This window comes from Calothrix rhizosoleniae SC01 (assembly GCF_900185595.1).
Taxonomy (GTDB): domain Bacteria; phylum Cyanobacteriota; class Cyanobacteriia; order Cyanobacteriales; family Nostocaceae; genus Calothrix_A; species Calothrix_A rhizosoleniae.
In genome coordinates, this window is the sequence record NZ_FYBH01000125.1 from 25,716 (window position 1) to 39,724 (window position 14,009).

The window sequence follows — 14,009 nt, forward strand, 5'->3', positions numbered from 1 at the left end:
AGAGATTTTGACTGATGTGAGTCCAGTATTTTACCTCACTATTGTGTCTTTATGTATGTCGGGTAAAGTTTAGATACATTTCACTCAATTGTGAATTGCTATACCTATAGTTTAGCTTTTGCGAGTAGTTCCCGCTTCGGCAACACTACAGAGAAGAAATTTATTCTACCAATAACAATAATATAAATTAAGTGCTAAGGGTAGTTAAAATCCTAATCATTTCTATAGGTAAACCATCAGCATCGGCAATAAATGCCACTTCATATATCCGGTTCCCTATTTGCTGTTGATTAGGTTCTAACAGTACAACCAGGGGTTGAAAATGTTCTGGGTTTTCCTGAGTTTTTTGAGTAAAAAGCTCCTGTAAATGATTTAAATAGCTAGGTAAATCCGATATTTGCTCAGTAACATCGAATGACAAATGATAATATCCTACATAGTGCGGATCTGCAAATGCATCTGGTGCAGGTTCTGGTTCGGGTATCTGAATTAATTCAATTCTGCCACCCATTCCTTCCATCCAACAAGCTAAGGTATAGCCTGTAGTGAAGCGTTCACAGACTGTAAATTCTAACTGCTCGTAAAAAGCGATCGCTCGATGAATATTAGCTGTACGAATGGAAATATGATGCATGTGTGGTAGTTATGGATTAATATTTCTGAGTTTAATGTAATACCCATTGCAAAAATGAATTGTCATAGATATTTTCTGGAAAGTATGACTGTAACAGCTTTTTGCCATCCAAAATTGAAAATCTCAAATCCACAATTGTCTAATTCCTAACTACCATTTTATGACTCCTCAAGATTATTCAAATAGGCGAAAATAAGGATAACGTACTGGCACACCCAGTTCTTTATCCAAATCAAAATTAATCACCTCCCAGCAAGGCTCATCCCCAGGATCAGGACTAAATTCCACTGGTAAGCCATAAAGGCGAGTCCCTGACGCTTCTGGTTGCCCGGAACGCCAAGGTGTATTCTTTTCTAAATAACCACTCATTAATTCTTGATAACGTTTGGCAATAATTACCTTAGTTGCCCGATAACCCTGGGTATAAAGTTTATCTAAAGCTTCATGAATTTCAAAACGAATTCCATCTGGGTGGGTGTGTTGACGATACCATTCGTCATCCCATCTACGCCAATGCCGTCCAGACTGTAAATGAATCAAATCTCCTGTTTTGGGATTAGCTTCAAATGCACCGTGACGCGGACATAAGTAAGTATCAGTTAATGTCAGTGCCGGAATAATTTGCCGACAGTGAGGACACTGAATTTCGGAACCAAATATTGGGTACTGTAAGCCTAAATTCATCATGAAGTGTGTATCAACAATATATAAATTTTCATCACTAAAGTAGGTTGTATCTTACACTTCCATCACTCCTCATTCGTTTAATTACTGAATAGGTAATCGACAAATGTGCCAAAGGCCGTGATATCCTAACCAGTGTTTCTAATATCTACCAAAGGAATTTTGCTGGGTTCACAGGTAAGAGAATAAAATTTTTTCTCCCCTGCTCCCCTGCTCCCTTTCGGGTTGCGCCACTTGCTACAACGCGAGGAACCCCTACGGGTTGCGCCACTTGCTTTATGCCGGGAAACCCGTCCACCGCAATGGCTTACCGCGCAACGCAGTGGCTTACTTGTTCCCCTTCTTGCCTCCATCCGGCAATGTTGGGTTGGTCGATCACTAGCTACCATATAATTTATATCCTTATTCTATCGTGTCTGCCGCTGACTACTGGTCTTCTCCCGATCTTTCTCTAGCAGCTTTTGTCGCTGACAATGCTGTAGTTATGGGCTCTGTACATATCTCCTCTGGAGTGAGCATCTGGTATGGTGCTGTTATCAGGGCAGATTTGGCATCAATTACTATGGGTGAATGTACGAATATTCAAGATGGGGCAATTCTTCATGGAGATTTAGACCAGCCTACAATCGTAGAAGACCATGTGACTATCGGACACCGAGCAGTGGTACATTCTGCCCACATAGAATCTGGCTGTCTCATTGGCATTGGTGCGATTATCTTGAATAATGTGCGAGTGGGTACAGGTAGTATTATTGGTGCTGGTGCAGTCGTTACCAAAGATGTGCCGCCACAATCCTTGGTAATGGGTGTTCCAGGTAAGGTTATTCGCCCAGTTAGTGATGTTGAGGTGACAAAACTCATAGCTCATGCCCAACATTATCAAAAATTAGCTTTAGTTCACGCTGGTAAGGGGACAGACATTGGCTTTAGTTTGCCAACCAATGGGGAAAAACCTCAGTAAAATCAGCAACTTTCACAAAGTATGTAATAAAACTTTACATATTAATTGGGAAAAGATCGCCACTTCAGCTAAAAATAAAAATGAGAACAGTTGATAAAACTTTAATTTCTAACTTAACAGAGGGGTTCTAGATATGGATTTGCGTGTGCTTATTGTTTTAGCGCCACTGGCGATTGCTGCTGCTTGGGCATTGTTTAATATTGGTGCAGCTGCTATCAGACAACTACAAACCTTTTTAAATAAAGAAGCATAAATTATACACTCGCCCTGTGGGTATCTCCTGGGTGAGTATGCAAAAATCTGTACTCCAGTTGTTCCTCGTGGGTTATACCAAGGGTAAACCAGTCTGACCAGAAGAAGCAGGGGGAAAAGGTACAGGGGGCAGAGGAAAATGCCGTTTTCCCTCTGCTGTGGAGTGTAGCGAAAACTTGATTTCAAGCTCTCCGAAGTTGCTCTTGGTGGAAAGCCCACAAGACTGCACTTCTCTGCGAATTTATTCGTGGAAGTTCTCCTTTTTTTCTCATCTCCTCCCCCAGCCCCTACATTTATTTATATATGGGGTTTCTCCCCTGCTCCCCTCACAAGGGTAGGTTTTTAATATTTCGGTTGAGGCTAGACTTGGGAGATTAGAAAACAGGCAGACAAGGAAAATTGTTCAACGGTAAAATAGGCTTTTGAACTAGTTTGTATTGTTGAGAACTGTACTTTTTTTGGTTCGGGTTTCCTCCCTTGTGTTATCCCTCTAGGAGAGGGTCGTCCTCCAAGTCTTACCAACATCCAATTGTAAAAAGCCTACACCTGTGAGCTGCTCCCCTGCCTCTTCGTGACTGTAATTCATGATTAGCCGACTGTTTGTTGCTATCCAGTCGGTTTTATTTATACATCGTAAATTTTTGCAAAATTTTGTTTATTTTTACTAATTTTCTTGATTTTTGTGAATATCAACTCATTTCTCCAACCATTTAAATCTTTTGGTGTCAATTTGGGACTATCGCGCATTCAGTCACTGTTGAGAAATCTTGGCAATCCCCAAAACCAAGTTCCTGTGATTCATGTAGCTGGAAGCAATGGTAAAGGTTCTGTTTGTGCTTATCTTTCCTCTATACTCACGGAGGCTGGCTATCGTACAGGAAGGTATACCTCTCCCCATCTAGTTGATTGGACAGAACGTATTTGTCTGAACAACCAACCTATTTCTGGGGTTGAACTACAGGAAATCTTGTTACAAGTCCAAGCTGCAATTAATCCCGATGAAGAATCACCAACCCAGTTTGAAGTAATTACAGCTGGTGCTTGGCTTTATTTTGCTCAACAACAGGTTGATATTGCTGTGATTGAAGTTGGTTTAGGGGGAAGATTGGATGCTACTAACGTTTGTCAGCCTCCCTTGGTGAGTATTATTACCTCCATTAGTCGGGAACACTGGCAAAGATTGGGTAATACCGTAGCTGAAATTGCTGGAGAAAAAGCTGGTATCCTGAAATATGGTTGTCCCGTAATTATGGGAAAATTACCAACAGATGCAGAACAAGTTGTGCGATCGCGGGCTTTAGAATTACAATGTCCCATAATTATGCCCCCTAGTGCCCATCAGTTAGAGCCGGGATGGGCAGAATATGAACTGAGGGAGGAACAATGGATTAAGTATCCTTTACCTCTAGCCGGACAAATTCAGTTAAGCAATTCGGCTTTAGCTTTAGGTGCGGTGGAGATACTGCAAAACCAAGATTGGAATATACCAGAATCAGCCATTGTGAATGGAATGGCAAAAACTCAATGGTTAGGACGCATACAATGGACTACCTGGAAGCACCAAAAATTGCTGTTAGATGGGGCTCATAACCCTGCTGCAGCTCAAGTATTAAGGGATTATGTGGATAGCCTGAATGTACCATCGGTAACTTGGGTGATGGGAATGCTATCTACCAAAGACCATGATCAGGTATTTCAAATTTTACTGCGATCGCAGGACAAATTATATTTAGTACCAGTACCAGAACATAGTTCAGCTGATCCCACAGAATTAGCAGAATTAGCTACCCAAGTTTGCCCCAATTTAGCAGGATGTTATCCATATCCAGAGTTATCATCAGCCTTGGATGCTGCTTTTACCTCCCCAGATGATTTAGTTGTACTATGTGGTTCTTTATACTTGGCAGGCCATTTTTTAGGCAACACCAAAAAATAAATTACCCAATTTCTGGACTTGAACTACTTGCTTCACTCCCCCTGCTCCCTGCTCCCTGCTCCCTGCTCCCTACTCCCTGCTCCCTACTCCCTGCTCCCTGCTCCCTATTCCCTGCTCCCTACTCCCTACTCCCTGCTCCCTGCTCCCTACTCCCTGCTCCCTACTCCCTACTCCCTGCTCCCTTGCTGTACATGTGTAGCTTTATTTTAGAGAATTGGTATAACTCCTTGCGAAGTGCTGAAAATTGGTAACTATTCACTGATAATAAAAGTAAGTGTATAGATTATTTTTATTACCTATCAATGCAATCTTTACTCACAGATGCTAAAAATCTACTTGCAGATCTGATTGCCCGTTACTCATCTAGAGTGGATTATCTCATGATTCGCTTAGAAGAATCTGAGGGTACAGATATTTTATTGCGTGGCGATCGAATTGAAACCCTGAGTGAAGATATTTCCATTGGCGGACATATTCGAGCTTGTTATAAAGGAGGATGGGGCTTAAGTAGCTTTAATCAATTGACAACTATAGCAGAACGCATAGAAGAAGCGATCGCAGCTGCGCGGATGATCGGAGATGAAGAAACTCTACTGGCAAATGTAGAACCTGTACAAATAGTCTGTAAATTACCTCTGATTGGCACAGATCCTCGTCATATAGCCTTGAATCAGAAAAAAGAATTGTGCGATCACTACATGGAATTACTTAAAAGTACAGATAATTATATCACTACTACATCTGTGCGCTATGCAGATAGTTCCCAAAAAATTATCCTCGCTTCCAGTGAAGGAACCTTAATTGAGCAATCTTGGGTAGATATGGAAATGCGTTTTGCTGCTACCGCGAGAAAAGGAGAAACGGTACAAACTGGCAGAGAAACAACAGGTTCTCGCCAGGGATTTGAAGATTTAACCACTTTGGACACACAAGTTAAAAGTGCAGCACAAAGGGCAGTAGCAGCTTTATCTCTACCCCCTGTCAAGGGTAATACCTATACCGTGGTAATTGATCCCATTCTGACTGGCTTATTTGTCCATGAAGCCTTTGGACACCTTTCCGAAGCTGACATGGCTTATGAGAATCCAGATGTTTTGGAAGTTATGACTATCGGTAGGCAATTTGGTCATCCAGAGTTACAAATTTTTGATGGTGCAGCACCCCAGGGACATCGTGGTAGTTACTTTTATGATGATGAGGGAACTCCTGCTAGTACTACCCAATTAATCAAGGATGGTGTTTTAGTGGGACGTTTGCATTCCCGAGAAACCGCAGGTAAATTGGGCGAAGCCCCAACAGGTAATGCCCGTTGTCTGAGCTATCACTATACCCCAATTGTCCGTATGACCAATACTTGGATTGAAAAAGGGAAAACTCCCATAGCTGAATTATTTACTGATATTAAACAGGGGGTGTATGCCCGTAATTGGTTGGGTGGGATGACTAATGGTGAGATGTTCACCTTTAGCGCCGGGGAAGCATGGATGATCCGTAACGGTAAAATTGCCGAACCTGTTAAAGATGTCACTCTTTCTGGTAATGTTTTTCAAACCCTGGCAGATATAGAAGCCATTGGCGATGATTTTGACTGGGATGAATCTGGTGGGTGCGGTAAGGGAGGACAAAATGGTTTACCTGTAGGTTGCGGTGGTCCCAGTTTGCGGATACGAGATGTGGTGGTTGGAGGTGAATCCGGATAGTTTATCCCTTTATGTGTGAGGGGTAGCCTAAAGATGAGTGTGGGTATATACTGAAAAATCTTAAAAAAATCTTAAACTTAGATAAAATATGCTGCTTGTCATGTATGTGCAAGTATTTTGAGTTAAATTAAGATTTTTATATATTTGTCAAGGGTAGAGGATTGGAGTCAGTCAACAACCCATCGCTAATCGGAGTACCGATGTAGCAGGGGCTTGAAAAAGTCCTAGTTGACCAGTCTAAGTACCTCGCGTACTACGTTTCTTTAGTCACGACACCTAGGAATGCGTAGCTAGTTTGTAGCTTCCGAAGTTTCTTTAAGCGGGGGAACCCCCTTCGGGTTCGCAGTTGTTCATGGGGGAAACCAACGCCAGTCGTCTGCGACGGGAAACCCCTACGGTTTGCGCCAGTTGCTTTATGCCGGGAAACCCGTCCACCGCGATGGCTTACCGTCTACAACGCTGGCTCCCCAAGACCACACTGTCTCACCGCCAACGAACTTCTCTCTGTCATCTAACATTAAACAGCCATTTGGGAGGCAGTGTGTTAGGTCTAAAAAGCTTTAGAAACATTGACGAAGCTAACTTAACCCGTTCGCAGAGCGTGGCGCAAGCCATAAGGAGGGACTTGATGTCCAAAGTGTTTGTAATTGATTCAAAAAAAAGTCCGTTAGATCCAATACATCCAGCACAAGCAAGGCAATTATTACGCAACAAAAAAGCTTCCATATTTAGACGTTTTCCACTCACTTTAATACTTAAGGAAGCACGTCCAGAATCTCCCGTATCACCTCTGAGATTAAAAAGATATTGCACACCTATTCATAAAAAGGATGGTTACTCCTATGCAATGTAAACCTTGTCCCTCCTTTCCTTTCGCCGCTAATCGGAGTACCGATGTAGCGGGAGTCTCCAGGAGGGAAGACAGATGAAGATACTAGTACTGAGTTGGGAATTTCCACCACGTATTGTGGGAGGGATTGCCCGTCATGTGTCGGAATTGTACCCAGAACTAGTGAAATTAGGCCACGAAATTCACCTGATTACACCGAATTGTGACAATGCCCCGATGTATGAAATCCTTGAAGGAATACATGTACATCGCGTTCCTGTAGATCCTGGTAATGACTTTTTCCACTGGGTTGTAAATATGAACCAGAGTATGGGCAGCCATGGTGGTAAACTAATGGCGGAAGACGGGTCATTTGATTTAATCCATGCTCATGATTGGTTAGTGGGTGATGCAGCAATTGCTCTCAAGCACAGTTTTAAAGTCCCTCTAATTGCTACCATCCACGCTACTGAATGGGGACGTAATAATGGTATTCACAATCCCATCCAGAGTTATGTGAAAGACAAAGAAGAAGTATTGGCTTACAATGCTTGGCAAATTATTGTTTGCACTCAATATATGCAACGGGAAGTTAAATGGATACTAAACACCCCATGGAACAAAATAGATGTGATTTATAACGGTATTCGTCCAGAAAAAAAGCAGCAAAATCCCAATTTCCACGCCCAAGAATTTCGTCGCCAGTTTGCCACAGATGAAGAAAAAATTGTTTATTATGTGGGTCGCATGACTCATGAAAAGGGAGTATCAATATTATTGAACGCAGCCCCCCAGGTTTTGCACTTAATGGGTGATAATGTCAAATTTGTACTCATTGGTGGAGGTAACACCAATCATCTCAAACAGCAAGCATGGAATTTGGGCATTTGGCATAAGTGCTATTTTACTGGTTTTATGTCTGATGAAGATTTAGATAAATTTCAAACTATTGCTGATTGTGCTGTTTTCCCTAGTCTTTATGAACCCTTTGGGATTGTCGCTCTAGAAAGTTTTGCTGCTCGCGTTCCAGTGGTGGTTTCTGATACCGGTGGCTTACCAGAAGTGGTCCAACATACCAAAACCGGGGTTGTCACCCATACCAATGATGCTGATTCTTTGGCTTGGGGAATTCTGGAAGTCCTGAAAAATCCTGGTTATAGTCAATGGTTAATCGATAATGCTTACGAGGAATTGAACGAACGGTTTAATTGGTATCAACTAGCCCAAAAAACTGATACTGTTTATCAAAAAGTTGTTCAAGAGCGATCGCAAGTTATTTGGTAATGAATACTCAAATTAGTAGCGGTTGCTAATCTATCCTTCTGTCATTCTCATGGTTTCCCAATAGTAAGGTAGATTGGCAACCGCCTCTCTCTATAAATTAAAATTTGTCTCATCTAATGAGATACATTAGAAAAAACTATTATTCAACAATAATTTTACCAGCCATGCCAGCGCCACGGTGGGGTTCACAGTAGAAGGGATATTCACCAGGAGTCGCATCTGCGAAGCTAACTTCAAAAGATTGTCCAGGACTCATCATCATTTGTTTATGAGTTGCTTTTACTGCTAAATCCTTATTGGCACTATGACCTGAGTCAAACACAACGTTGTGGGGAGGCACTTTATTATTCATAAACTTAACTGTGTCGCCAGCTTTAACAGTCAATTTGTTAGGTTCAAATGCTAACATGCCTCTATCTGTACCCATTTTGATTGTGTATTCAGCCGCAGCAGCAGTGGGAGCGAACACAGCAAAGCTACTAATAACTAATAAAACTGTTAAGACAGCTAAACCCATACGACGCAGACTTGCCGCTATTGATTTCATGGCATGTTCCTCATAAATGATTTTATCTTCATTACCCATTATAAATAACAATAACCTAAATATGACAGACTGTCATAGATACAAATAATTTTTTCTTTTGGCGGTCAATCCAAATAGTAAAAACTGGTTGAATTGATTATTTGATGATTGAATATGAGATTAATCTACATTCCATATGCGATCGCTCAATCGACTTATTCTTCCAGGAAGGCTAGATTAATGAAATATAATTATAACCGAAGAATAAAAGGATACAAACCCCTGACTTTAGACATGGTGTCAATCTAAAATTGGCATGCAGATAATATCCGAAAGTAAGGAATCAAAAGCAAGTTGAAATTCTTCCCCTATACCCCTTACTTTCCGATACTAACACTGATGATAAAGGCTTAGAAGTAAATTTTACCGCCACCCCATTGTTGGCCAGCCACCTTGGGTTGGGTGAGAATATAAGCAGCTAATTCTTTTAATTGCTGATCGGTGACATTCCTCATTTCTGTGAAAATGTCTGCACTCTTGGTGCTAGGATGCAATTCTGCAATTTCAATCTCACCATCGTAAGTGGTGGGATTATTCAGGTAGTCTATTAGCCCTTCTATATTATTCCGGGTTGGTGTTGCTCCCGCTAAAGTTTCTGGATCTAATCCCACATTCTGATTGGTTTTGGTAACACCACCCAGATGACAATCAGCACAAATAGCGGAAAATAAGCGTTTGCCTTGTTTAACTTCTTTAACAGTTAGTACAATTTGATCCCCCTGGTCATTTAATGGTACCGTGCGGGTTGCTTCATCCAGTTCCGTAGCTGTAGCATTACCAACAAACAACTGAAATGTCAGCAACACAGTAGCCACAAAAATACCAATCAATTTTCTAAACATCTTTCCCCTTAAAGATTTTGATGCTCAACACAGCTAATAATGCGATGTTCAATCTCTAAAATTTGGCAAATAATTGCTGTTTGCGTCTTCTAACATGCAATAGATATTGATACACAATACCCAATTGTTCAGAAAGAGGAAGACTTTTCCTCCAGAACGCCATAGTCTGCTGTTATTTCCGCGATCAATAGGTCTGCACAACCCATAATGCTGGCGAACGCCGAGATAGAGATTGAACTGCTGTTATACAAATATCATGTTCAGAGTCCAATTTGTTGCCCTGATTACTTGTATATGCAAGGAATGGGGCAAATAAGCATATTTTAACCAGATAAAGTAAACTTTTTTATCGTTTTATTAAGAAAATGATTGATTTCTCATGGCGATAAATAGATAGTTAATTTTTGTAAAAAATATACTAAGATTACAATCAACAATATTAAGTAATATGTACTTGTATTTAGATAAGTCAGCTTATATAAGCTGTACAAACATAACAATTGGTTTAGCTAATAAAAGCAAAGTCTAATCATAAATAAAAATAATAGGATTTTTCATCCTTAAGGGTGGGTAATGCATTCTGTTGATTTAAAAACTGCTATTTTTCCCAGATCAGAACAACTGAGTCAAGATGCTGCTTCAGATTTTGTAGTTGATTCCCCTGGAATCTTAATTGAACCCCAGAAACAAAGGGTTTCCAAAAGTGAAATTCGTACAAGTTTGAAAGCTTCCACAGCAGACGGAATTTTTGCAGCGATGTTCACAGTCACAACCAGTGGAATATTGCTGAGTAATTTTCTGGTGGAGTTGGATGCTAGTCCTGTGGAGATAGGAATGCTGGCTTCCATTCCCATGATAGTCAATTTACTTCAGCCTTTAGGTGCTTATTTTTCCGAGCGCATGACTAGCCGTCATAGTTATTGCTTGTGGACTCACGGTGCTGCCAGGTTATTGTGGTTGATATTAGCGATCGCTATTTTGACTACAGATTGGATTAACTGGAGCAATCGGCAATTAGTATTGTTAACTTTAGTCATAATTTTAGCCAGTCATTTTGTGACAGCATTGGGAAGTGCATCATGGCTAAGTTGGATGGCAATAATAGTTCCCAGACGCTTACGGGGTAGATACTTTGGAATTCGTAATAGTGTATCTAGTCTGACCAATTTATTGTTTGTACCCATAGCTGGTGTATTAGTTTCCCTATTTCCAGGAGGAACTATCCAGGGGTATGGGGTTGTACTAATTCTGGGTATTTTGGCCGGTTTAGCCAGTTTGGCTTGCCAGTTCTTAAAGGTGGATGTCAATCCCCAGCAACAAAATGTTACACCTACGAATAATCCAGTAGTCCATAGCTATGAAGCGCAACGACCCCAGTTACAGGCAAGTATATGTAAAGACACTAACTTTTTAATGTATCTGCTTTACTTTGGTTTATGGACATTCGCCTTTAACCTGAGTACTCCCTTTTTCAACCTTTATATGTTGGATACCTTGGATTTGGATGTTAGTTTGTTGACTCTATACGGTAGCATTCAAGCAGGAACGGGAATGTTGATGTTGATTTGGTGGGGTCGGTTAGCAGATAAGATTGGCAACCGAATGATTTTATTTTTAACTGGAATTTTGGTGGCTATTACTCCCATACTATGGGTGGGAATTAGCAATCAATCTCTGGATATTTGGTTGTGGCTACCACTATTGCATATCCTCATAGGGGGTACAATCACTGCCATTGAATTATGTACCAACAATATGCAAATAGCGATCGCACCTATACCTAATCAATCGGTTTATTTTGCGATTGCAGCAGCAGTTGCTGGAGGGACTGGTGCTTTGGGTGCTACTATTGGTGGTTTGTTAGCAGAAAATCCTGCTTATGGTGGTTTAGTGAGTTTATTTATTATTTCTGTCGGTTTTCGTCTCATTGCTCTTGTTCCCTTAATTTTTGTCCAAGAAGCTTCAAGACAATCCTTTAGCCGAATGTTACAGAATTTAGCTCAAAGAAAGCCCACTGCATTCAATGAAAACACCATGTAGGGCAGTGAGAGCGATCGCATCTTCTGTTGCCCATAATATTGTGGCAGTGGGGACAACTGATAGGGAACTTTGTGCGGCAATCAATGCAGTGATTCGGGTACAAGGAGGTATTGCTGTGGTGGAAGGAGGCTCTGTAGAGGTTTTACCTTCACCCGTGGCGGGTTTAATGAGTGTGGCTGATGGTTATACTGTGGCACAGCAATATGCTCATTTTGATGCAAGGGGTTGTTTAACAGTAAGGATTTTCAGTTTGTGCCATTGTGGGTGGATTAGAACGGTATTTGTCTCATATGATGCCCGGCAAACCACCCATAATTTAGAATATGGTGCAAAAATCTTAAACCTCTTTCTCCCCCTGCACTCTGCACCCTGCGGTCTTAATGATAAGTCTTTAGCTGGACATGATATCACGCCCAGACCCAGAGGCGCAGAGAGTAAATCAGTAACTAATCCAATCACTCCAACTCCCTGGGTATAATTTCGCTCCTTGAATCCCAGCCAATTCTAAAGATAGTAAATTCACACAAGCAGTGACTCCAGAACCGCAATACACCATAATTTCCTCTGCTTTGGCGATGTCAGACCAACGCTGATGTTGATCTTGGGGATTGATGAGATAGCCTTGGGAGTCTGTGACTTGTTTCCAAGGATAGTTAACTGCACCGGGAATATGCCCAGCAACTTTATCAATTGGTTCCCGAATCCCTGCATAGCGATCGCTATCTCGTGAATCCACTAAAACAGCTCCTGGTGAGTCTTTCCGATTTTTCACCATTTCCCGATCTACAATCATGTGCTGATTAATTTGGGGAATAAAATTACCATTTCCAGGATGAGGAATGACATCCGTTACCTCATATCCAGCTTGTAACCATGCAGCCAAGCCACCATCTAGCACTGCAACTCCCTCGTGCCCAAAATAGCGCAAAAGCCACCAAAGACGAGATGCAAATGCCTGATGGGAATCATCGTAAGCTACAACTAAAGTTTGTTGCCAATCTACCCCCATAGCTGATAACTTCTGAGCGAACAATTGGGGGTTAGGTAATGGATGTCTACCTCCATGTTCCCTGACATCACTGGAAAGATCCCGATTTAAATCTAAATAATAGGCTCCTGGAATGTGACTGGTTTGGTACTGATGTTGTCCTAAATCTGGTTCAGCCAGGGAAAAGCGACAATCTGCGATCGCAATTTGCGGATCTTCTAAATGTTCTTGTAACCATTCACAACTAACCACTAAATGAGTATCAGTCATAACAATTTTGGATTTATTCCACGGATAAATTTGGGGGCTTATAAGTAGGTAGGCGTAAAAAATTATCGTTTGGATAAGGCAGGGGGCAGGTAAGCTTTCCTCACATAGTTTGTTTTTATTGTGCCGACTTACTTACCATCAAGGAATTATTGGTAAAAATTATAGGATTAAGCCATGGGTAATCAGGATAATTTTCTTCCTCAAGTAACAGCAGATGGTTCTTTTACTTTCTTTCTCAGGAATTTAACGAGCTTTTTCATAGTCATTATGGAGCACGTCAAGAGAGTTTTTGGAAGTTTGCTATTCCTACACAATTACCTAACAAAGCGAAAAAAAAGGTGGTGAGACTACTAGATATTTGTTATGGACTAGGATACAATACCGCCGCTGCTTTAGAAACAATTTGGTCGGTAAATCCTCATTGTTATGTGGAATTAATTGCTTTAGATATAAATGCATTTGTAGCTGAAAGTGCAATTAAAAATCATGTTTTTGATACTTGGAAAACTGAGTACACAGAGATTTTGAGACAATTGGCTTTGACACAACAAGTAAAAACAAATTGCCTCACAGCAAAATTATTAATTGGTGATGCTCGTAGTGTAATTAAATCTGTGCAGAATTCAGGTTTTTTTGCTGATGCAATTTTTCTAGACCCCTTTTCTCATCCTCACTGTCCTCAATTGTGGACTATTGAATTTATCAGACAGTTAGCTCTGTGTTTAAACTATGATGGCTTACTCGCTACTTACTCTTGTGCTGCGCCCGTCCGCAGGGCTATGATTACTGCTGGTTTGATCATAGCCTCTACCTCTCCTGTGGGTAAACGTACTCCTGGAACCCTTGCTGCATTAGAGTCAAGTCAAAATAATAACCAATGTAATTCCTCAAATTCATTTCTGCCACTTTCACAGAAAGAACAAGAACACTTGCTGACTCGCGCAGCAGTTCCCTATAGAGATCCTCAATTGAGAGATTCCTCAGAAATAATTATTAATAGGCG

Annotated in this window: 13 protein-coding genes and 2 pseudogenes; 9 read left to right on the forward strand and 6 right to left on the reverse strand. The window is 41.1% G+C overall.

Annotated elements, in window-relative coordinates:
• Positions 1-187 precede the first annotated feature (187 nt).
• From CALSC_RS07400 to CALSC_RS25800, 3 genes are all read right to left on the reverse strand, one after another.
• Positions 188-634, reverse strand: a complete 447-nt coding sequence (locus tag CALSC_RS07400) for a VOC family protein (protein WP_088240737.1) — start codon at positions 632-634, stop codon at positions 188-190.
• Between the two features lie 174 nt (positions 635-808).
• Positions 809-1,321 (reverse strand): TIGR02652 family protein, encoded by a 513-nt coding sequence (locus tag CALSC_RS07405; RefSeq protein ID WP_088240738.1) that lies wholly within the window; start codon positions 1,319-1,321, stop codon positions 809-811.
• Positions 1,322-1,446: 125 nt separating this feature from the next.
• Positions 1,447-1,707, reverse strand: coding sequence for a hypothetical protein (locus tag CALSC_RS25800; RefSeq protein ID WP_143288182.1), 261 nt, complete (start codon positions 1,705-1,707; stop codon positions 1,447-1,449).
• 23 nt (positions 1,708-1,730) lie between these two features.
• On the opposite strand from CALSC_RS25800, the gene CALSC_RS07410 reads away from it, so the two are divergent.
• The 6 genes and pseudogenes from CALSC_RS07410 (at position 1,731) to CALSC_RS07440 (ending at position 8,280) form a co-directional block, all read left to right on the forward strand.
• Complete coding sequence (locus CALSC_RS07410) at positions 1,731-2,279, forward strand: gamma carbonic anhydrase family protein (protein ID WP_200817588.1); 549 nt, start codon at positions 1,731-1,733, stop codon at positions 2,277-2,279.
• Between the two features lie 133 nt (positions 2,280-2,412).
• Positions 2,413-2,532 (forward strand): photosystem II protein Y, encoded by a 120-nt coding sequence (locus CALSC_RS07415; RefSeq protein ID WP_088240739.1) that lies wholly within the window; start codon positions 2,413-2,415, stop codon positions 2,530-2,532.
• A 681-nt stretch (positions 2,533-3,213) separates the two neighbouring features.
• Positions 3,214-4,467 carry a bifunctional folylpolyglutamate synthase/dihydrofolate synthase gene (locus CALSC_RS07420; RefSeq protein WP_088240740.1) on the forward strand — a complete coding sequence of 418 codons (1,254 nt, stop codon included), beginning with the start codon at positions 3,214-3,216 and terminating at the stop codon, positions 4,465-4,467.
• A gap of 302 nt (positions 4,468-4,769) precedes the next feature.
• Positions 4,770-6,167, forward strand: coding sequence for a TldD/PmbA family protein (locus CALSC_RS07430; protein ID WP_088240742.1), 1,398 nt, complete (start codon positions 4,770-4,772; stop codon positions 6,165-6,167).
• A gap of 628 nt (positions 6,168-6,795) precedes the next feature.
• Positions 6,796-6,969 (forward strand): annotated as a pseudogene (locus tag CALSC_RS07435) (RRXRR domain-containing protein); the annotation flags it as partial.
• Between the two features lie 123 nt (positions 6,970-7,092).
• A complete protein-coding gene (locus CALSC_RS07440; protein ID WP_088240744.1) occupies positions 7,093-8,280 on the forward strand; it encodes a glycosyltransferase family 4 protein in 1,188 nt (395 codons plus the stop codon).
• A 139-nt stretch (positions 8,281-8,419) separates the two neighbouring features.
• Here CALSC_RS07440 and petE read toward each other — a convergent pair whose 3' ends face one another.
• Positions 8,420-8,827, reverse strand: coding sequence for a plastocyanin (gene petE, locus CALSC_RS07445; RefSeq protein WP_088240750.1), 408 nt, complete (start codon positions 8,825-8,827; stop codon positions 8,420-8,422).
• Positions 8,828-9,216: 389 nt separating this feature from the next.
• Positions 9,217-9,708 carry a photosystem II cytochrome c-550 gene (gene psbV, locus CALSC_RS07450; RefSeq protein WP_088240745.1) on the reverse strand — a complete coding sequence of 164 codons (492 nt, stop codon included), beginning with the start codon at positions 9,706-9,708 and terminating at the stop codon, positions 9,217-9,219.
• A gap of 573 nt (positions 9,709-10,281) precedes the next feature.
• Between psbV and CALSC_RS07455 the strand changes: the two genes are divergently transcribed.
• Positions 10,282-11,748 carry an MFS transporter gene (locus CALSC_RS07455; protein WP_088240746.1) on the forward strand — a complete coding sequence of 489 codons (1,467 nt, stop codon included), beginning with the start codon at positions 10,282-10,284 and terminating at the stop codon, positions 11,746-11,748.
• The gene (locus CALSC_RS27330) at positions 11,732-12,226 is read left to right on the forward strand and encodes an adenine deaminase C-terminal domain-containing protein (protein WP_235006716.1); all 495 of its coding nucleotides are present in this window, start codon (positions 11,732-11,734) and stop codon (positions 12,224-12,226) included. Before CALSC_RS07455 ends, CALSC_RS27330 begins: the two co-directional genes overlap by 17 nt.
• Here the strand turns inward: CALSC_RS27330 and CALSC_RS07465 are convergent.
• Complete coding sequence (locus tag CALSC_RS07465) at positions 12,188-13,006, reverse strand: sulfurtransferase (RefSeq protein WP_088240747.1); 819 nt, start codon at positions 13,004-13,006, stop codon at positions 12,188-12,190. The two genes, CALSC_RS27330 and CALSC_RS07465, sit on opposite strands and share 39 nt — an antisense overlap.
• Before the next feature lie 174 nt (positions 13,007-13,180).
• Between CALSC_RS07465 and CALSC_RS07470 the strand changes: the two are divergent.
• Positions 13,181-14,009, forward strand: a pseudogene (locus CALSC_RS07470) (tRNA (5-methylaminomethyl-2-thiouridine)(34)-methyltransferase MnmD); the annotation flags it as partial.